Raw genomic sequence first — 19,927 nt, 5'->3', positions numbered from 1 at the left:
TTTGTGCTTAGCTGGCGTGTGCTGAACAGCGTCGACCCGAACCGAACAACTGCCGCCGTGCCGCGGCCCATGCTGCCCGTGCCGGGCAAGCCGGTCGCGCAGGGGGCAGGCGCATGACGGAGACCCTGTTCGGTGGCCCGTCACTCCCTCCGGCCTATCCTGAGCGCGCGGCCTGGGGCACTGCTCCGAAGCTTCGTGCGTGGCAGCAGGAAGCCCTTGACCTCTACATGCGGAACAACCCGCGCGACTTCATGGCGGTGGCAACACCGGGCGCAGGAAAGACCACCTTCGCCCTCCGGATCGCCACGACGCTGATCGACGCAGGCGTGGTGAACCGGGTAACGATTGTTGCCCCGACCGACCACCTCAAGCGCCAGTGGGCGGATGCCGCCGCGCGCGTCGGCATTGCGATCGATCCCAACTTCAAGAACTCCGACGGCCAGCACGGCCGCGGCTTCATCGGCGTCGCAGTCACTTACGCCCAGGTGGCAAGCAAGCCCATGCTGCACCGGGCGAAGACCGAAGCAGCCCGCACCCTGGTGATCCTGGACGAAATCCACCACGGCGGCGAGTCCCTGTCCTGGGGTGACGGCCTGCGCGAGGCCTTCGACCCCGCCACCCGGCGCCTGGCGCTGACCGGTACGCCCTTCCGCTCCGATACCTCCCCGATCCCGTTCGTCGAATATGCGGAGGACCGGGACGGCATCCGCCGCTCGAAGGCGGACTACACCTACGGGTATGGCAATGCCCTGCGCGACCACGTGGTCCGCCCCGTGCTGTTCATGGCCTACTCCGGCCAGATGCGCTGGCGGACCAGCGCCGGCGATGAAATGGCCGCGTCCCTCGGCGAAGCCGCGGTGACCAAGGACATCACCTCACAGGCATGGCGCACGGCACTGAACCCTGCCGGCGAATGGATCCCCGCCGTGTTGGCCGCCGCGGACAAGCGCCTGAGCGAAGTCCGCCGCACGGTGCCGGATGCCGGTGGCCTGGTGATCGCCACCGACCACGAGGATGCGCGTGCCTACGCCGGACAGTTGAAGAAGATCACGGGCCAGTCGCCCACGGTGATCCTCTCGGACGACTCCAAGGCTTCCAGCAAGATCGAAGAGTTCTCGGCGGGGGACAAGCGCTGGATGGTCGCGGTCCGCATGGTGTCCGAAGGCGTGGACGTGCCGCGGCTTTCGGTGGGCGTCTACGCGACGTCGACCTCAACCCCGCTGTTCTTCGCCCAGGCCGTCGGCCGCTTCGTGCGTGCCCGGAAGCGGGGCGAAACGGCGTCGGTGTTCCTGCCCTCCGTCCCGCCCCTCATGGCGCTGGCGAACTCCATGGAAGCCGAGCGCGACCACGCCCTGGACCGCCCGCAGGCGGAAGACCCGGACGGCCTGTTCAACCCCGAAGAATCGCTGATGGCCGAGGCCAACCGCGAGGAGAAGGCATCCGACACCCTCGAAAAGGGCAAGTTCGAGGCCCTGGACTCGCAAGCCTCCTTCGACCGCGTCCTGTTCGACGGCGGCGAGTTCGGTACCGGCGCCGACATCGGTTCCGAGGATGAGCTCGACTTCCTCGGCATTCCCGGCCTGCTCGACGCCGAACAGGTGGGGACCTTGCTGCGCCAGCGCCAGCATGCCCAGCAGTCGCGGAAAAAGCGCGACTCCCCGCTCGCAGCCGCGGCGACGGGCTCGGTTCCGGACCACCGCATGCTGATGGACCTGCGCAACGAGCTGGCCAAGAACGTGGCAGCCTGGTCCGCGCGCACCGGAACTCCGCACGGCGTCATCCATAACAAGCTGCGGGAACTCTGCGGCGGCCCGGCCGTGGCCCAGGCCAACGAAGCGCAGTTGCAGGCGCGCCTGCGCAAGCTGCAGGACTGGTTCATCGGCCGGAAGTAGCCGCCGGGCGGAGATAGCAGGCGGTCCGCAAACAGGGCCGGGGGCTACTGACCGTCGAGTTCGACGCCGTTTTCTTCCAGCTCGGCATAGGTGTCACTGAGGTCGTCGGCGATGCCTGCCGTCAGCCCGCCGATCACCGTGACCTCATAGCCTGCCTGGACGGCGTCGAGCGCCGTGGCCCTGACGCAATAGTCGGTGGCGATGCCGACCACCACGACTTCCTCGACGTCGTGGCTTTGCAGCCAGTCGTCCAGGCCGATGGCGTCCTCGGGCGCCGTGCCGGCCGGCTCCGCGGACAGTCCGGGCGGCCGTTCACCGGTGGGGATTTCGTCCTCGGGCGCGAGGACACCCTCGAAGCCGGAATAGGCGGCGGCGTACTGGCCCTTGCGGAAATAGGCCTGGATGTAGTCCGTGTCCAGGTCCGGGTGCAGTTCTGCTCCGCGGCTTCCGGCCACGCAGTGCGGCGGCCAGCTGTCCACCATGTCCGGATCGTCGGAGAAGTGGCTGCCGGGATCGATGTGCCAGTCCTGGGTGGCCACCACATGGTCGAAATGCCGGTGTTCCGCGTCCAGGTACTCGCTGATGGCGCCGGCAACCGCCGCGCCGCCGCTCACGGCCAGGGACCCGCCCTCGCAGAAGTCGTTCTGTACATCAACGATGATCAGGGCCCTGGCCATGGTCAGTCCTCCTCGTAGACCGTGGGGATCGCCGGTTCACCGCGCTGGAGCCGGCGGACCACCGAGGGAAGTTCGGCCATTGCCGCGTCATGGCGCTCCCGCGCGCGGACAACGCCTTCGTGGCCGGTCCAGCCGGGGAGGAGTTCCCCGTTCTTGATGAACTGCTGCAGGAGCTGGCGGTCGTTGCCGTCGTCTTCCGGGTGGTGCCCGATGCCCACGATTTCCTGCGTGGCGATGCCGCGCTCGTTGAGCTTGCGCAGGGCGTACTTGCGCCCGCCTACGCTCGCTTTGTTCTTGGCCGCCTTCGCCACGGAAATGAAGTCCCCGGCGTCGTTGCTGCGGCTTACGAGCTTGTAGACCATGCTGGCGGTGGGAGCGCCGGAACCGGTCACCAGCGAGGTGCCCACGCCGTACGCATCCACCGGTGCCGACTGCAGTGCCGCGATGGCGTATTCGTCCAGGTCTGAGGTGACCACGATCCGGGTGTCCACGTTGCCCAGGCCGTCCAGCAGCTCGCGCACCCATTGCGCCTGGGTGACGAGGTCGCCGGAGTCCAGCCGGACTGCCCCGAGTTTGGGACCGGCCAGCTCGACGGCGGTCCGCACCGCGGTTTCGACGTCGTAGGTGTCCACGAGCAGCGTCGTCTCTGGGCCGAACGCTTCGATCTGGGCCTTGAAGGCGTCGCGCTCGCTGTCGTGCAGGAGCGTGAAGGAGTGCGCGGCGGTGCCGACGGTCTTCAGGCCGTAGCGGCGGCCGGCCTCGAGGTTGGAGGTACTGCCGAAGCCGGCGATCACCGCGGCCCGGGCCGCCGCCGTCGCCGATTCCTCCTGGGTGCGCCGGGAGCCCATCTCGATGCACGGGCGGCCGCCGGCCGCGCTGGTCATGCGGGACGCCGCGGAGGCGATCGCGGTGTCGTGGTTCAGCACGGAAAGGATGTACGTTTCGAGGATGCAGGCCTCGGCGAACGTCGATTCGACGATCAGCACGGGGGAGTTGGGGAAGTAGGCGTCGCCTTCGGCGTAGCCCCACACATCGCCGCTGAAGCGGTAGTTGGCCAGGAAGTCCAGGGTTTCCCTGTTGACTACCTTGTTCTGCTCCAGGAAGGCCAGTTCCTCGTCGCCGAAGCGGAAGTTCATGATGCCTTCGAGCAATCGGCCGGTGCCGGCCACGATGCCGTAACGGCGCCCGTCCGGCAGCCGCCGGGCGAACGCTTCGAAGACCGAACGGCGGTGCGCGGCGCCCGAATGGAGGGCTGCCTGGAGCATCGTCAGTTCGTAGTGGTCGGTGAAAAGTGATGTGCAGGGGTGGTCCCAGGCAGTGGTTCTACTCACGGATTCACTCTACGTCCCCACCGGCTCCCACGTCTCGCTCCGCTTCGACGCGGGGCCCTCGCCGGCGTGGGCCCATCCACCGGCTCCCACGTCTCGCTCCGCTTCGACGCGGGGCCCTCGCCGGTGTGGGCCCTCCGCTTAGAATGGACAGATGACCACAACCGTTGCCACTGGCTCATTCGCGGCCGTCGATGTCGAGGAGCGGACGGACACGGCGGAGCAAACGTCCACCGCCCACCTGACGGCATCCGACGTCCCCTGGAACCTGGTGGTCTGGAACGATCCCGTCAACCTGATGAGCTACGTCAGCTTCGTGTTCCAGAGCTACTTCGGCTACTCCGAGGCCAAAGCCAACAAGCTGATGCTGGAAGTGCACCGCAAGGGCCGCTCGATCGTTGCGCACGGCGCGAAGGAACAGGTGGAACAGCACGCCGTCGCCATGCACGGCTACGGGTTGTGGGCCACCGTCGAGAAGGCAAGCAGCGCCGGAGCCGGCAAGGACGGCCCGCGTGGCTAAGGCGTTCAAGTACGGGCTCAAGGGCATCACCGGATACCTCGAACCCGCGGAGCGGGAGCTGCTGCGCGGACTGATTGACGATGTCATCTCGATGCTGGAGCCGGAGGAGCAGGCCGGGCAGGATCCGCTCGCTGCCTTGGTGGGGCTGGATATGGATGTCCGCCAGCCCAGCGACCGCGCCCTGCTGCGCCTGTTGCCGAACGTCATGAAGGACGACGACGCCGGTTCGCTGGAGTTCCGCCAGCTCACCGAGCGCTCACTGCGGGAGAGCAAGATCGGCGCCTTGCGCGCCGCCTCCATGGGCCTGGATCGGAACGAGCTCAGCCTCACCCCGGAGGAAGCCCGGCTCTGGTCCATGGCCTTGAACGACATCCGTCTGGTGCTGGCAGAACGGCTGGATATCCGGGACGAAGCCGACGCCGACCACGTCCACGCGATGCAGGACTGGTCCCAGGCCGAGGACGTCGAAAGCTACCTGGCCCTTGTCTATAACTTCACCACCTGGCTGCAGGAATCGCTGGTGCAGTCGATGATGGCGGCCTTGGAACGGAAGGACTAGGGCATGCGCCGGGCAGGCGCAGCCGCGGTTTTGTGTGACGAAGCAGACATGAGTCGCTGATCGCAACGCATGGCTGCACCCGCCGGACGTGCTTTATTCTCAGAGAATTATGAATTCAGCATCCGGCACGGGTGACGCCCCGGCAGGGGTTCCCCAGCAGCGCACCGCAGATAACGCCGCAGGCAATGAAGCCCTGGCATCGCGGCCTATCGGTGTTTTCGATTCCGGGGTCGGCGGGCTCACCGTGGCCCGGTCCATCATCGACCAGCTGCCCAACGAGTCCATCCTGTACGTAGGGGATACCGCCAACGGTCCCTATGGGCCGCTTCCCATCGCGGAAGTCCGCGCGAATGCGCTCGGCGTGATGGACGAACTGGTGGACTCCGGCGTCAAGCTCCTCACCATCGCCTGCAACTCGGCGTCGGCCGCTGTGCTCCGGGACGCCCGCGAACGCTACACGGCCCGCTACGGCATCCCCGTCATCGAGGTGATCCAGCCCGCTGTGCGCCGTGCCGTGGCCGCCACGCGGAACGGCAGGATCGGCGTGATCGGAACCTCCGCCACCGTGGGCTCACGGGCCTATGAAGACACTTTCGCCGCGGCTCCGGACCTGGAAATCACCTCCGCGGCCTGCCCCGAGTTCGTCAGCTTCGTCGAAGCAGGCATCACCACCGGGCCCGAATTGCTGGCCGCCGCGGACACCTACCTGGAACCGCTCAAGGACGCCGGTGTGGACACGGTGGTGCTGGGCTGCACCCACTACCCGTTGCTCACCGGCGTCATCTCCTATGTGATGGGCGACGCCGTCACCCTGGTCTCGAGTGCCGAAGAGACTGCCAAGGACGTCTACCGCGCGCTGGCCACCCACGGCATCCAGCGCAGCGGCGGCGAAGCACCCAAGCATGACTTCATGGCCACCGGTGACGCAGCCCAGTTCGAAACGCTGGCACGCCGCTTCCTCGGCCCGGAAGTCCTGTCCGTCCGGCACGTGGACCATGTGGCCGCCCAGTACCCCACGGGCAGCCTGGCCCGGATCACGCCGGAAATGCTGGAGGCCGCCCGCGCCGGCGCGCCCCGGACCCGTACGTCCAACTTCGTCGACTCGCCCGCTGGCCCCTTGGGAGGTTCCCGGTGAAACTCACCATTGTTGGCTGTACCGGTTCCTTTCCCGGCCCGGGCTCGCCGGCGTCGTGCTATCTGCTGACGGCGCACGACGGCGAGCGGCAGTGGAAGATCGTCATGGACCTGGGCAGCGGGGCGCTGGGCGCGATCCAGCGATACACGGACCTCGAAGACATCGACGCCATTTTCCTGACCCACCTGCACCCGGACCACTGCATGGACCTGTGCGGGCTGCACGTGGCCGTGCGCTGGAAGCCGGGCGGCTGGGGACGGGACCGCATTCCCGTCTGGGGTCCGGCCGCCACTGCGGACCGCATGGCCACCGCCTACGGCCTGCCGCTGGACCCGGGCATGCACGAGGAATTCGACTTCACCAACTGGTCCGAGCGCAAGCCCGTTGAGGTGGGCCCGTTCACCGTGACGCCGTTCGCCGTGAACCACCCCATCGAGGAGGCCTACGCCTTGCGGGTCGAGGTCACCGAACCCGGCAAGGACGGCGAGCCGGTCAGCCGGGTGCTCAGCTACTCCGGCGACACCGACAGCTGCCAGGGCCTGGAGGACGCCGCGCGGGACGCGGACCTCTTCCTGTGCGAAGCCGCCTTCGAAGAGGGGCGGGACGACGGCATCAAGGATGTGCACCTGACGGGCAAGCGCGCGGCCCAGGCCGCGACGGCAGCGGGAGCCCGCCGCCTGCTGCTGACGCACATCCCGGTCTGGACTTCCCAGACCACCGTGCTGGCCGAGGCGAAGCCGGAATTCGCCGGGGACGTCGCGGTCGCCGTCGCAGGCGTGCACTACACCGTCTGAGACCGCCGGGCATAGCCGGAGGTCCGGCCGGAAGCGGCGTGAAGGCTAAGCTGGAAGCATGACTTCAGAAGCCACCACTGCCCCTGTGATCCGTGCCGACGGGCGCACTCCCGACCAGCTCCGGCCCATCAGCATCACCCGCGGATGGTCCAAGCAGGCCGAAGGCTCGGCGCTGATCGAGTTCGGCAACACCCGGGTCCTGTGCACGGCTTCGCTGACCGAGGGCGTGCCGCGCTGGCTCAAGGGCGAAGGCCGCGGCTGGGTCACCGCCGAATATGCGATGCTGCCGCGTGCCACCAACACCCGCTCCGACCGCGAATCCGTCAAGGGCAAGATCGGCGGCCGCACGCACGAGATTTCCCGGCTGATCGGCCGCTCGCTGCGCTCCATCATCGACACCAAGGCGCTGGGCGAGAACACCATCGTTTTGGACTGCGATGTGCTGCAGGCCGACGGCGGCACCCGTACGGCCGCGATCACCGGCGCTTACGTGGCCCTCGCCGAAGCCATCCGCTTTGCCCGCGAGAAAAAGATCATCCCGGCGTCGTCCCAGCCGCTGACCGACACCATCGCTGCCGTTTCCGTGGGAATCATCGACGGCGTGCCGATGCTGGACCTGCCGTATGTGGAGGACGTCCGGGCCGAGACCGACATGAACGTGGTGGTCACCGGCTCCGGCAAGTTCGTGGAGGTGCAGGGCACTGCCGAGGGTGCGCCCTTCGACCGCGATGAGCTCAATGCCCTTCTCGACCTCGCCCTGATCGGCACCGAGCAGCTGGCCGCGATCCAGCGCGAAACCCTGGCGGAGGCCCCGTGAGCGGCACGCCCCGCCTCGTCCTTGCCACCCATAACCAGGGCAAGCTGCGCGAATTGCGTGAACTGCTGCGCGGCCAGGTTCCCGGGCTCGACGTCGACACCCAGGTGGTGGACGCCGCTGCGGCGGGTGCGCCGGACGTCGTCGAGAACGGCGTGACGTTCGCCGAGAATTCGCTGCTGAAGGCCCGGGCGGTGGCCGAGGCCACCGGCCTGGTGGCCATCGCCGATGACTCCGGTCTCGCCGTCGACGTGCTGGGCGGTGCGCCGGGCATCTTTTCGGCGCGCTGGTCCGGGCGGCATGGCGACGACGCCGCGAACCTGCAGCTGCTGCTCGCGCAGCTTTCCGACGTCCCCGACGCCCACCGCGGCGCCGCCTTCATCTGTGCCGCCGCCCTTGCCGTTCCCGGCGACGGCGACGGCACCCGTGAAGTCGTCGAATACGGCCAGCTTGAAGGCACGCTGCTCCGCGAACCCCGCGGTGCCGGCGGATTCGGCTACGACCCGATCCTGCAGCCGAAGGGAATGGACCGCAGCTGCGCGGAATTGAGCTCCGAGGAAAAGAACGCCATCAGCCACCGCGGGCACGCATTCCGTGCTTTGCTGCCGGCGATCATCGACGCCCTGAGCTAGTCCACAAACAGGAACGCGGGGTCACTTACGGCCCATGTTTACAGCAAACATGGGCCGTAAGTGACCCCGCGTTGGTATTTGAGGCGGGTTTAGTGCTCGCGGTGGTGGCCGCCGTCGTGCTCCTCGATGAACTCTTCCACCGGATCGGTGCCTTCGGCCGCGGCCTTGCGCTTGGCGATGACGCCACGAAGGACCTCGATGCCCACCGGGATGACCGAAATCAAGACGATCACGATGAAGATGATGTCCAGGTTGTCCCGGACCCACGGAATGCGGTCGCCGAGCAGATAGCCGAGCAAAGTGACGCCGCCGCCCCAGAGAAGCGCGCCGATCACGTTGTAGAGGAAGAACTTGCGCTTATCCATCTGCGCGACGCCCACGATCACCGGGACGAAGGTGCGGATGATCGGGACGAAGCGGGCCAGGATGAGGGCCTTGCCGCCGTGCTTTTCGAAGAAAGCGTGGGCGCTTTCCACATTCTCGCGCTTGAACAGCCGCGAATCCGGCTTGTTGAAGATGGCGGGGCCGGCCTTGGATCCGATGAAATAGCCCGTCTGGTTGCCGATGATCGCGGCGACGATGATCAGGCCGGCAAGCGCCCAGATGTTGAACTTGATGGTGTCCGTGGCGACCAGCAGGCCCGCAGTGAAGAGCATGGAATCGCCAGGCAGGAAGAAGCCCACCAGCAGGCCGGTTTCGGCGAACACGATGCCGCAGACCAGCAGCACCACCCATGGGGCCAGGGCAGGATCGGCCAGGAAGACCTGGGGGTTCAGCCAGTCGGGGAGGAACGATGCCATGTGCGGCTGCACAGGCCCGGCGCCTCCCAAGGTGGATACGGCAAAGTCGCTTACGGCAGAAAGGGTCACCCATCAAGGGTACCGGGAGGCACCGGCGTCGAGGGGCGGGCTGGCCGGATGACCGTCCCGTGGTGGGGTCTGCCGTCATACTTCACAGGAATCAATCAGCTTCTTTACAGAAAATAACAGTCTCCATACATTTGGCCGTGGCGGTTTCCCCGAACGCCTGTTTCACCCCGGTAATTCTCGCTCGTATTTGCTGCCTTGGAGGAATTGTCACGTGGAGAAGTTTCTTGGCAAGCCGCGCCGTTTCATGGGTGTGGACGTCATTGTCGTCATTGCTTTTTCGCTGCTGTCCGGGGTTTTCTCTCTGCTTCCCTTGCCGGTAGGCAGCAACACAATTTCGGTGTCCACCGGATCGGACGCGGGCGACCGGATCCCGCAGATGATTGTCGGCTTCAAGCCGGGGACAGCCGGTGCTGGCGGCTACGATGCCATGAACCGGGTTGCGGCACGGTACGGGGTGTCCCTGCGCAAGGTCCGGATCCTGGCAACCGGAGCGACCCTTGTGGCCTTCTCCAAACCCATGGACAAGGCCGGGTTTGGCAGCTTCCGGGCCGAAGCGCTCGGCACCCGGACCGCCGACTACTTGGATGCGGACATCCGGATCCAGCGCGCCCTGACCCCCAACGACCCCGGCTACCCCCAGCAGTGGGAGTTCACCGAAGCCAACGGCATGCGGATTCCCGGAGCCTGGAACGTGTCGACGGGCTCCGGGGCCAAGGTGGCCGTCCTGGACACCGGAATCACCTCGCACCCGGACCTCAACGCGAACATCCTCCCCGGCTACGACTTCATCACCAGCGCCACGACCGCCCGTGATGGCAATGGCCGCGATTCGAATCCGCAGGACCAGGGGGACTGGCACGCGGCCGGAGAGTGCGGCTCCAGCTCCGCCTCGAACTCCTCCTGGCACGGAACCCACGTCACGGGAACTGTGGCTGCAGTGACCGCCAACAGCACCGGCGTCGCCTCCGTGGCGCCTTCGGCCAAGGTGGTTCCGGTGCGGGTCCTGGGCAAATGCGGTGGCGCGCTTTCTGACATTGCCGAGGCCATTATCTGGGCGGCCGGCGGCACCGTGACCGGGATTCCGGCCAACCCGAATCCCGCCTCGGTGATCAACCTGAGCCTCGGCGCTTCGGGAGCGTGCTCGGCCACGTACCAGAACGCCATCAACAGCGCCGTTGGCCGCGGAGCCACCGTGGTGGTCGCCGCCGGCAACAGCGCCGTGAACGCCTCCAATTCGCAGCCTGCCAACTGTGCCAACGTGGTCACGGTTGCCTCCAGCGGCAGGGACGGCAGCCTGGCGTACTACTCGAACTACGGCACGGCCGTCGACCTCACGGCCCCGGGAGGGGATATGCGTACGAGCGGCGGCGGAATCCTCTCCACCTTCAACAACGGGACCACTGTGCCGGGGGAGCCGGCCTACGCCTTCAACCAGGGAACGTCCATGGCGGCGCCGCACGTCTCGGGGCTGGCCGCGCTGATGAAGGCCTACAAGCCGGCGCTCACTCCGGCGCAGGTGGAGTCCTACCTCAAGCAGGGAACCCGCCCGATGCCGGCCGGTTGCAGCCAAGGATGCGGTGCCGGGCTGTCGGACGCGAACGCCACCATGACGTTGATCAAGTAGCGCGCCCGGGGCACGGATGCCGTGCCGCCGGCCTGTACCCTTGATGGGTGGCATTGGACTTTACGGCGATCGACTTCGAAACGGCCAACGGCTTCCGGGGATCACCGTGTTCGGTCGGGTTGACCAAGGTCCGTGGCGGCGTGGTGGTCGAAGAGGCCTCCTGGCTGATGCGCCCGCCGGAGAACCATGACCATTTCGACTTCCACAACACCCGCATCCATGGCATCCGCGCTGAGGATGTGGCCGGAGCCCCGCGGTTCGGTGAAATCTTCCCGGAGATCGCCGGCTTCATCGGTGACGACATCCTGGCCGCCCACAACGCGGCGTTCGACCTTGGCGTCATCCGTTCCGCCCTGGAGGTCTCGGGCCTGACCGGACCGGCCTACGACTATGTCTGCACGGTGATGCTGTCCCGCCGTTGCTATTCGCTGGTTTCCAACTCCCTGCCCTATGCGGCCGAGGAAGCCGGCGTGCCGTTGGTCAACCACCACGACGCCGCGGAAGATGCCCGTGCGTGCGCCGGAATCCTGGTGGACATCGCCCGCCGGAACCAGGCAAACAGCATCGCCGAACTGTACCTGTCCTTGGGCCTTGCCATCCCCACGCAACAGGCCATCCGCCCGGGAGATGCGGTCTCCAAGCAGACCCTTGCAGCTCTTGCCGCACTGGAGGCCGGCCCGGCGGGCCGCACGCAGGGCGTCTCGACGGCGGCAGGAGGCTCCGCCGTCGGGCCCGTTCCCGGACGCCGGGGCTTTTGGCCGGAAGAGGGACCCAACCCGCTGCCCAATCCCGCCGCCGAACCCGGACATCCCCTGTTCGGGCAGACTGTGGTGTTCACCGGGGAATTGGCCATTGCCCGGCCCGAAGCCAAGCAGCGCGCCGCTGACCTGGGCGCGCAGCCGGAGAGCCGGGTGACCGGGCGGACCACCGTCCTGGTGGTCGGCGACGGATTCGTGGCAAGCGACCTGCGCAGCGGCAGGCTCACCGGCAAGGCGAAACGGGTACTGGAACTGCACGGCAAGGGCCAGCAGATCGAAGTGCTGTCCGAAGGGGAGTTCCTGCAGATGGTCGGCGGCGCCTGAGCCTCACAAACGCCTGAGCTTGACCGGCGCCTGAGTTCCGCCGGCCTGAGCGCAAGCCGCTTTCATACGGCGCAACAATGCTTCCTGTGGCGGGCCACCCGTCCTTAGCCTTGAGGCATGCCCGAGCAGACAACCGCCACCCCGCAGGCCACGGCAAGCACCGGAAGTAGCGTGCGCCGGATCTTCGAGTTCCCCAACCCGGTCAACGAATACGCCGCCAGGATCACGGCAGGCCTCGTGGTGCTCGCTGCCGTGGCAACCCTCGCCACCGGTTTCGGCCCCGGGCTGGTGCTGATCGCCGTCGGATTCTGGCTGCGTGTGCTGTTCGGGCCGCGGATCTCGCCCCTGGCGCTGCTGTCCGTCAAAGTCCTCGCGCCGCGGATCGGACGGGCCAAGCTGGTGCCGGGACCGCCGAAGCGCTTCGCCCAGGGCATCGGCGCCGGCCTCACCACCGTTGCGGCGGTGCTGTTCTACCTCGGCTTCGTTCCGGCCGCGTGGATCCTGCTTGGAGTGCTGATCGTTGCGGCGTCGCTGGAGGCTTTCCTCGGCTTCTGCCTGGGCTGCACCATTTTTGCTTTCCTGCAACGCCGGGGCCTGATCCCGGACGACGTCTGCGAAGCCTGCAATAACATCGCACTGCGCCAGGTCTAAGCCGTCAAGCTAAGCGGCCCGGACCGGGCCCCTAGCCCAAGGTGACGGCGATCAGCCGTTCGCCCATGCCGCGGATCAGTTCCGGCGCCTCCAAAGCTTCGAGCCAGTCCGTGGGGAGCGCTTCTTCGCCGTACCGTGCGCCCAGGATGTTTCCCGCGATCGACGCCGTCGAATCGCTGTCACCGCTGTGGTTCAGTGACAGGGCCACGGCCTGGCGGAAGTGTTCCACAGGATTCTGCTCGCCTTCCGTGGCGAGGACCGCATAGAGCCCGACGGCGAGTGCCTCCTCGGCGACCCAGCCCTCGCCCAGTTGCGCCACCAGTTCCTCGGGGCTGAGCATGCGGCCCGGTGCGCTTCCGGTACCGCTGAGGTCCAGCGCGGCCTGCAGCCGCTTGACGAGTTCGGGATCGGCGTCGGGCAGGTTTTCGATGAGTTCGAGAGCGTGCTGTGCGGCGTCCCGTACCTCCGCGCCGGCCATGATCCGGTGGATCAGCACGCTGAAGGCACCGGAGGCCTGCCGGGCCGCCGGATGGCCGTGCGTGAGGGACGCGCCGTCGCAGCTGAGCTTGTAGACGGCTGCCTCGCTGATGTGCGGGACCAGGCCGAAGGGGGCCGAGCGCATGACGGTTCCGCAGCCCTTCGAATCGGGGTTGACGGGCCGTGCAGCGGTTCCCATCTCGCCACCGGCCAGGCCGCTCAGGCAGGCGTTGCCCGGCGCACGCCGGTGCCGCAGCACGTCGTGGCCGTCGATCCAGCGTGGCTGGGGGACCGGTGCCGAGGACGGGGTCTCCACGCCCTGGGTGGCGAGCCAGCGGAGGTAGGCGAGCCAGAGGCACGCGGTCTCGTCGGCGGCTACGCCGTCGTTGGCCCATTCGAGCGCTTCCAGCAGCCCGTCCACGGTGTACAGCGTCATCTGGGTGTCGTCCGAGAAGTGGCTGCCGCCGTCGAGCTGTCCGAAGGAGGTAAGTCCCTCCGGACCGAAGCGGGCGCGGATGCTGTCGATGGAATCGAATTCGACGGCGTAGCCGAGGGAGTCGCCCAGGGCACCGCCCAGCAGGCAGCCCAGGATCCGGGATTGCGGCGTGGGCACGGAAGAAGTCGCAGGGGAAACGCTCATGCCCTGTAATCTACCGTGGCCGCGAAGGCACCGGGCCGCACTGGTACGGTGGCGCTGGGAAATACGGTGGGGCCGGAAACCAGGGCGGCCCGGGAAGTGGAGGATACCCATGCGCGAGCCCGAATGGCGCAAGACCGGCAAGACACCGGACTACCGCTTTTCCCTGGCGAACGAACGGACCTTCCTCGCCTGGATCAGGACTTCGCTGGCTTTGCTCGCCGGAGCGGTGGCAATCGACCAGTTGGCACCGGATATCGCGCCGCAGACCGTGCGGATCATCCTGTGCGTGGTGCTCGCCCTGGTGGGGGCCGGGCTTGCCTTCATGGCCTACCGCCGCTGGGGCCTCATGGAAGCGGCCATGCGCCAGGACCAGGCGCTGCCGTTCTCCCGCTTGCTGCTGTTCATGACCATTGTGGTGGCCGTAGCGGCGTTCGTCTTCGCGGTGCTGATCCTGGTGGCCCGGTGAAACTGGTGGGGCTGTGAGCCTGGCAGGCCGCGATCCCGGGCTGCAGGCCGAACGCACTGTCCTGGCCTGGCGGCGGACCCTGCTGACCCTGCTGGTGGTGGATCTGTTCGTCTGGCGGAGCTGGCTGGCCGAGGCAGCGGCCGACGGCGGCCCCGCTGGCATGGTGTTCCAGGGCATCTGCGCTGCCGTTGCCGCGGCCGCTACGGTCGTCCTCGGCTGCGTGGTCTGGTTCCGCTCACGGGAACTTCAGGCGGGACCCGTGGCACCTTCAACCCGACTGATTCGGGTGAGCACGGTATCCGTGCTGCTTCTGGGCGCGGCCGCGCTTGCGGCGGTTGCCCTGGGGCGCTGACTGACGGCCGCTGACTGACGGACGCTGATCGCCGGACTGATCGCCCAGGAGGCTCGGGTAGGCTCTTAGACGGCCAGATACCACCCCGATGCGAAGGATTTCCCCGATGAGCGCAACCGTGTCCGCCACCAGCCCCGGCAGCGTGCGGCTGCTCCCACGGGCCGCCGCAGAGGCACTGGGAACCCTGTTCATCGTGATGATCGCGCTCGGCGTCCCCGTCTTCACCCTGCCCGACGCGAACCCGCTGCCGGCGCCGCTCGCCGGCGGCCTGGCCGTCGTCGCGGCAATGGTCGCGTTCGGTGCGGTCTCCGGCGGACACTTCAACCCGGCCATCACCGTGGGCAACCTCATCGCCGGCCGGACCCGGCTCGTGGACGGCCTGGCATATCTCGTGGCGCAGCTGATCGGGGCACTGGCGGGTGCCTTCCTGCTGTTTGCGGTGCTCCGGACCGTGGGCAGGATCAGCGACAGCCGGGCCGCCTTTGACACCGTCGCCTCCGGCTTCGGCGAGCACTCGGTCATCCAGGTGGACCTGGCCGGCGCTTTGCTGCTTGAGGTGATCGGGGCGGCACTGCTCGTAGCCGTCTACCTCGGTGCGATGGCGGGGAACGGTTCGTCCGGGACCGCCGGGGCGCAGCGGAAGGCGGTTTCGCTGGCGGCACCGATCGCCGTCGGGCTGACCGTCGCAGTGCTGCTCCAGCTGGGACAGGCCGTGGGCAACCTCGCGTTCAACCCGGCCCGCGCCACCGGCGCAGCCCTCTTCTCTTCGGGCTGGGCGGCGGGGCAGCTGTGGCTCTTCTGGGTGGCGCCGCTGCTCGGCGCCGCGATCGCGGGCCTCGTTTTCCGCGGATTCGGGCTGTTGTCGTCCGAAGACGCCGCCACGGCTCCGGCGACCCCGGCCGAGCCAGGCGCCGGCTCCTCCGAGGACGTGCCCGACGCCGGAACCGCCCCAGCTGCCGGCGGCACCTTCGCCGGCGGGCCGGCGCCGTCCGCCCCCGCTGAGCGGGATGACGCCCGGGACTTCTTCGCCGGCGGGCCGGCGCCGTCCGCCCCCGCTGAGCGGGATGACGCCCGGGACTTCTTCGACGGCAAACGCGACTGAACAGGACTTTTCAGGGGCGCGCGCGGCCGCCGAGCCACCGGCCACGCCGTGTCGGCGGGCGGCTGGCGGATAATGTCAGTGCCGCCCCCTAGCGTGGAAACATGAGGCTTCTTCATACATCGGACTGGCATCTGGGCCGCTCGTTCCATGGCGTAGGCATGCTCGACGCCCAGCGGGACTTCATCGCCCAGCTGGTTGACGTCGTCCGGGCACAATCCGTTGACGTGGTGCTGATCGCCGGAGACGTCTACGACCGTGCCCTGCCCGGCCTGGACGTCGTGAAGCTGCTGGACGAGGCTTTGGTTGCCATCACCGAAGCCGGGGCGAAAGTGGTCCTCACCAGCGGCAACCATGATTCGGCCATCCGCCTCGGATTCGCATCGCGCCTGCTTGAACGCGGGGGAGTCCACCTGCGGACCCGGATCGAGGACCTCGATTCCCCTGTCCTCTTTCCCCTCGGCGGTGACGAGGCAGGTCCGGTGCTCGCGGTCTACGGAATTCCCTACCTGGAGCCCCGGCTCGTCGCCGGGAAGCTGGGAACGGACGCGAACCATTTCGATGTCACCCAGGCCGCGGTGCGGCGGATCCAGGATGACCTCGCTTCCCGGCGCGGTGAAGCTCCGGTGCACGCCGTGGTGTTGGCCCACACCTTCGCGAGCGGGGGAATCACTTCGGACAGTGAACGCGAACTGAGCATCGGTGGGCTCGGCGCGGTTCCCTTGGATTTGTTCGACGGTTTCGCTTACACCGCGCTCGGCCACCTGCATGGCCGCCAGGAACTGGCATCCAACGTGCGCTATTCCGGTTCACCGCTCGCGTACTCGTTCTCCGAAGCCAAGCACCACAAGGGGGCCTGGCTGCTCGACGTCGGCCCGGACGGAGTCACCGATGTCGCCGAGGTGCTGTGGCAGGCTCCGCGGGAGCTCGCCGTGCTGCGCGGCCGTTTGTCCGAACTCCTCGAAGCGCCGGAACATTCGTGGGCCGAAACCGCCTATTGCCAGGTCACGCTCACCGATCCTGTGCGCCCGGCGCAGGCGATGGAACAACTGCGCAGCAGGTTCCCGGACACCCTGGTCCTCACGTTCGAACCCGAAGGCAGTGCGGAAAAGAACCGCGCGAGCTATAGCAGCCGGATGGCCGAGGCCGTGGACGACCTCGGGGTGTGCTGCGGTTTCCTGGAGCACGTCCGCAGACGTTCCGCCGACGGCCCTGAGGACGCCGCACTCCGTGAGGCCCTCGAGGCCGTGCGCCTGGAAGGAGCGGAACTGTGAGGATCCACCGCCTCGAAATCGAGGCCTTCGGGCCCTTCGCCGGGCCGCAGCTCATCGACTTCGACCAGCTCAGCGGGCAGGGGTTGTTCCTGCTGAACGGAGCCACGGGCGCGGGCAAAACCAGCGTCCTGGACGCGGTCTGCTTTGCCCTCTACGGCTCAGTGCCGGGCGCCCGCCAGGAAGGAAAGCGGCTGCGCAGCGACCATGCCGCGCCCGGAGCGGAACCACGGGTCACCTGCGAATTCTCGGCCCGCGGCCGGCGCTTCGAAGTCACCCGTTCCCCGGCGTGGGACCGTCCCAGCGCCCGCGGACGGAAGGGTTTCACCACCCAGCAGGCCAAGACCCTGCTGCGCGAGCTGGTGGACGGCACGTGGGAGGAAAAGTCCTCGCGCAATGATGAGGCCGGGGCCGAAATCGCCGAGCTGCTCGGCATGGACCGCGAACAGTTCACCCGCGTGGTCATGCTTCCCCAAGGAGACTTCGCGGCTTTCCTTCGCTCAAAAGCGGGGGACAGGCTGGCCTTGTTGCAGAAGCTCTTTGGAACCGCGCGTTTCGAAGCACTTGAGCAACAGCTCGCCCGGCAGGCCCAGGACGCCCGGGCCGTGGTCGAAACGGAAGAGAACGGCTTGGCGCTGCTGCTGCAGCGGGCCGAAGCGGAATTCGCCGAACTCGGAACGGGCGCGGCAGGAGACACAGCTGACAACGGCACAGCGGACGCCCCCTTGGCCGGTGCGGGCGAGGCCGGAACTGCCGCCGGGATGTTCACCTGTATGGAAAACGCGGCACGAACGGAACTGGCCGCGCGCCGTCGCGCCGCCGATGCCGCGGAAGGCCACAGGCTGCAGCTTGCCGACAGGCTCCAGTCGGAACAGGAACGCAGCCAGCGGCATGCCAAGCTGCAAGCCGCGGCGCGTCGCCGTGATGCCCTGGCCGCCCAGGCCGGCACCATCCAGGAGGCAAGGGAGCGACTGGGCCGACACATGAAGGCCACCGTGTTGCGCGGACACCTGGACGGCCTCAGCAGGGCCGAAGCCGTCCATGCGGCGGCTGCCGAAGACCTCGACGCGGCCAGGTACCGCGTCACGGAGGCAGGTTTCGAACCTGGCGATCCCGCGTCGGCCTTGGGACGGGCACAAGAAGAGCTTGCGGTGTTGCAGGCCAGGCTCCCGGATGAGGAACGCCTGCAGGGCATTGCGTCTCGCCTCGCAGCATCCGCCATCGCAAAGGAGCGTCGGGCGGCCGCCGTCGAACGCCGGACCGCCGAGCTGGACTCCCTGCGGAAAGACGCCGAACGACTCGGATCTGAGCTTGGCCCGCTTGAAGAAAAAGCCGCCAAACTGGAAGCCCGTGAGCAGGAGGTGGCGGCTGCGGAAACCCTGGCGGACATCGTGGAACGCCATGGCCTGGCCGTGCAGGAAGCATCGTCCGCAGCGGAACGGCACAGCGCTGCGCGGGAAGAAGCCCTGGGGCTTCAGCAGCGTTGGCTCGATCTGCGGGAATTGCGGTTGCGGAACGCCGCGGCCGAACTTGCCGCGCAGCTCGAAAATGGCGAAGCCTGCCCGGTCTGCGGCAGCCCGGAACACCCCCGGCCCGCAGAGGCAGCACTGTCCGGCCTGGCGATGGCCGACGAGGAAAAAGCGGCGCAGCAACGCTACGACGCCGCGGACGAGGCCGTCCGGAAACTGGCAGCAGAGCTGGCCGCTGCGCAGCAGGCGGTGGCCGTCCTGGCCGCGCAAGGTGGTGACAGCGATCCGGCCGAGGTAGGGCTCAAGCTGGAGAACGCCAGGGAGGCCCTGGAGGTCGCACGCGCTGCCGCCAAGGAACTCGTCGGGATCCGGACCTGGCTGGACCGGCTTGCGCGCGCTATCGCCGAGGCCGAACAGGATCTTGCCGGCCACGCCGCCGAAGCCGCACAGGCCGAGGCCACCGAAGCCCTCCTTCTTGAGCAGCATGCGGAACTGGAGGCCTTGCTCGCGGGCCTTCGGGGCGGCTTTGACACTTTGGACGCCCGGATTTCTGCCGTCGTCACGGAACGTACGCTCCTCCAAGGCCTCGTGTCCGCCGGACAGCAGGTGGAACGGGCAGAGGAATCGCTCGTTGAAGCACGGGATGCGCTCGAACGGGCTCTGCCGGACTCCGGGTTCGCCAGCGCCGGGGAAGCCCGCAACCAACTGCTTGACGCCGCCGCAGCAGCCCGGATTGAGGAACAGCTGCGGGCGGCCGATGAGGAAAGCGCACGCGTCGCCGAGCTGTTCGAATCGGAAGACCTCGTGCTGGCGGCCAAGGAAGCCCGGGTCGGAGAGCTGCCGCTTGGCGCTGTGGAGTTGGCGGACCTGGAGCAGCAGGCGCGCCACGGCGCGGAGTCTGCGCGCAGCCTGGACCTCGCCGCGCGCCTGGCCGAGCGTACCCTCGACTCCATCGTTTCCCTTCACTCGGCGTACCGTGATGCTGCCGCGGCAATCCGGGAACCGCGGGAACGGGCGAGGATGCTCACTGCCTTGGCCGAGACGGCGCGCGGGGCCGGGGACAACAGCTACAAGATGAGCCTCAACAGCTATGTGCTTGCCGCCCGGCTCGAGCAGGTGGCGGATGCCGCTTCCGAGCGGCTGGTGGCGATGAGCGACGGACGCTACACGCTCCGCCACAGCGATGCACGTGCCGCGCGGGGCCAGAAGTCGGGGCTGGGCCTCGAGGTGGTGGACGGTTGGACCGGCCAGCATCGTGACACAGCCACCTTGTCCGGGGGCGAATCCTTCATGGCGTCGTTGTCCCTGGCACTGGGGCTCGCTGATGTCGTGCAACAGGAAGCCGGCGGCGTGGACATCGAAACCCTTTTCGTCGATGAAGGCTTCGGCAGCCTTGACGAGCAGGCCTTGGAACAGGTCATGGACGCCTTGGAAGGCCTGCGCGACGGCGGCCGGGTGGTGGGCCTCGTCAGCCATGTGGCTGAGATGAAGCTGCGCATCGCCAGCCAGTTGCAGGTTGAAAAGGGCCGGAACGGATCAACCGTCAGGATCGTCGAGGCTGATATCCGGTAGAATT

At 67.8% G+C, this 19,927-nt stretch carries 19 protein-coding genes; 15 read left to right on the top strand and 4 right to left on the bottom strand.

Translation table 11 applies throughout. The features are described from left to right. The first annotated feature begins 113 nt into the window (after nt 1-113). Nucleotides 114-1,892 carry a DEAD/DEAH box helicase gene (locus BIU82_RS01390; protein WP_070347653.1) on the top strand — a complete coding sequence of 593 codons (1,779 nt, stop codon included), beginning with the start codon at nt 114-116 and terminating at the stop codon, nt 1,890-1,892. Nucleotides 1,893-1,936: 44 nt separating this feature from the next. Here the strand turns inward: BIU82_RS01390 and BIU82_RS01385 are convergent, their stop codons facing one another. Next, nucleotides 1,937-2,569 (bottom strand): isochorismatase family protein, encoded by a 633-nt coding sequence (locus tag BIU82_RS01385; protein ID WP_070347652.1) that lies wholly within the window; start codon nt 2,567-2,569, stop codon nt 1,937-1,939. Between the two features lie 2 nt (nt 2,570-2,571). After that, nucleotides 2,572-3,900 carry a nicotinate phosphoribosyltransferase gene (locus BIU82_RS01380; RefSeq protein WP_070347651.1) on the bottom strand — a complete coding sequence of 443 codons (1,329 nt, stop codon included), beginning with the start codon at nt 3,898-3,900 and terminating at the stop codon, nt 2,572-2,574. Nucleotides 3,901-4,051: 151 nt separating this feature from the next. Here BIU82_RS01380 and clpS point away from each other — a divergent pair, with 151 nt between their 5' ends. The 6 genes from clpS to rdgB all read left to right on the top strand — a co-directional run bounded on the left by clpS (nt 4,052) and on the right by rdgB (nt 8,351). Next, entirely contained in the window at nt 4,052-4,417 is a 366-nt protein-coding gene (gene clpS / locus BIU82_RS01375) for an ATP-dependent Clp protease adapter ClpS (protein ID WP_070347650.1), read from the top strand. After that, nucleotides 4,410-4,976, top strand: coding sequence for a DUF2017 domain-containing protein (locus tag BIU82_RS01370; RefSeq protein ID WP_070347649.1), 567 nt, complete (start codon nt 4,410-4,412; stop codon nt 4,974-4,976). Before clpS ends, BIU82_RS01370 begins: the two co-directional genes overlap by 8 nt. Before the next feature lie 109 nt (nt 4,977-5,085). Then, entirely contained in the window at nt 5,086-6,111 is a 1,026-nt protein-coding gene (gene murI / locus BIU82_RS01365; protein WP_074466391.1) for a glutamate racemase, read from the top strand. Beyond that, complete coding sequence (locus BIU82_RS01360; RefSeq protein WP_070347648.1) at nt 6,108-6,905, top strand: MBL fold metallo-hydrolase; 798 nt, start codon at nt 6,108-6,110, stop codon at nt 6,903-6,905. Before murI ends, BIU82_RS01360 begins: the two co-directional genes overlap by 4 nt. Nucleotides 6,906-6,963: 58 nt before the next feature. Further along, nucleotides 6,964-7,722, top strand: coding sequence for a ribonuclease PH (gene rph, locus BIU82_RS01355; protein WP_070347647.1), 759 nt, complete (start codon nt 6,964-6,966; stop codon nt 7,720-7,722). Then, nucleotides 7,719-8,351: an RdgB/HAM1 family non-canonical purine NTP pyrophosphatase gene (rdgB, locus tag BIU82_RS01350; protein WP_070347646.1), complete on the top strand. Its 633-nt coding sequence runs from the start codon at nt 7,719-7,721 to the stop codon at nt 8,349-8,351. Before rph ends, rdgB begins: the two co-directional genes overlap by 4 nt. Nucleotides 8,352-8,440: 89 nt before the next feature. Here the strand turns inward: rdgB and BIU82_RS01345 are convergent, their stop codons facing one another. Beyond that, a complete protein-coding gene (locus BIU82_RS01345; RefSeq protein WP_070347981.1) occupies nt 8,441-9,151 on the bottom strand; it encodes a VTT domain-containing protein in 711 nt (236 codons plus the stop codon). Between the two features lie 280 nt (nt 9,152-9,431). Here BIU82_RS01345 and BIU82_RS01340 point away from each other — a divergent pair, with 280 nt between their 5' ends. From BIU82_RS01340 to BIU82_RS01330, 3 genes are all read left to right on the top strand, one after another. Further along, nucleotides 9,432-10,844 (top strand): S8 family peptidase, encoded by a 1,413-nt coding sequence (locus BIU82_RS01340; RefSeq protein WP_070347645.1) that lies wholly within the window; start codon nt 9,432-9,434, stop codon nt 10,842-10,844. A 47-nt stretch (nt 10,845-10,891) separates the two neighbouring features. Further along, nucleotides 10,892-11,926 (top strand): exonuclease domain-containing protein, encoded by a 1,035-nt coding sequence (locus tag BIU82_RS01335; RefSeq protein ID WP_070347644.1) that lies wholly within the window; start codon nt 10,892-10,894, stop codon nt 11,924-11,926. A gap of 117 nt (nt 11,927-12,043) precedes the next feature. Then, nucleotides 12,044-12,577, top strand: a complete 534-nt coding sequence (locus BIU82_RS01330; protein ID WP_070347643.1) for a DUF4395 domain-containing protein — start codon at nt 12,044-12,046, stop codon at nt 12,575-12,577. 31 nt (nt 12,578-12,608) lie between these two features. Here BIU82_RS01330 and BIU82_RS01325 read toward each other — a convergent pair whose 3' ends face one another. Then, nucleotides 12,609-13,694: an ADP-ribosylglycohydrolase family protein gene (locus BIU82_RS01325; RefSeq protein WP_070347642.1), complete on the bottom strand. Its 1,086-nt coding sequence runs from the start codon at nt 13,692-13,694 to the stop codon at nt 12,609-12,611. Nucleotides 13,695-13,803: 109 nt separating this feature from the next. Between BIU82_RS01325 and BIU82_RS01320 the strand changes: the two genes are divergently transcribed. From BIU82_RS01320 to BIU82_RS01300, 5 genes are all read left to right on the top strand, one after another. Next, entirely contained in the window at nt 13,804-14,160 is a 357-nt protein-coding gene (locus BIU82_RS01320) for a DUF202 domain-containing protein (protein WP_070347641.1), read from the top strand. A gap of 13 nt (nt 14,161-14,173) precedes the next feature. Then, on the top strand, nt 14,174-14,512 hold the full coding sequence (locus tag BIU82_RS01315) for a DUF202 domain-containing protein (protein WP_253182635.1): 339 nt from the start codon (nt 14,174-14,176) through the stop codon (nt 14,510-14,512). A 106-nt stretch (nt 14,513-14,618) separates the two neighbouring features. Next, nucleotides 14,619-15,614, top strand: a complete 996-nt coding sequence (locus BIU82_RS01310) for an aquaporin (protein WP_070347640.1) — start codon at nt 14,619-14,621, stop codon at nt 15,612-15,614. A 101-nt stretch (nt 15,615-15,715) separates the two neighbouring features. Continuing rightward, nucleotides 15,716-16,885: an exonuclease SbcCD subunit D gene (locus tag BIU82_RS01305; protein ID WP_070347639.1), complete on the top strand. Its 1,170-nt coding sequence runs from the start codon at nt 15,716-15,718 to the stop codon at nt 16,883-16,885. Then, the gene (locus tag BIU82_RS01300) at nt 16,882-19,923 is read left to right on the top strand and encodes an SMC family ATPase (protein WP_070347638.1); all 3,042 of its coding nucleotides are present in this window, start codon (nt 16,882-16,884) and stop codon (nt 19,921-19,923) included. Before BIU82_RS01305 ends, BIU82_RS01300 begins: the two co-directional genes overlap by 4 nt. Nucleotides 19,924-19,927 lie beyond the last annotated feature (4 nt).

The organism is Arthrobacter sp. SW1, from assembly GCF_001766675.1.
Classification (GTDB): Bacteria; Actinomycetota; Actinomycetes; order Actinomycetales; family Micrococcaceae; genus Arthrobacter.
Note: the sequence above shows the minus strand (reverse complement) of the source record. Positions and strands in the feature narration are given on the sequence as shown.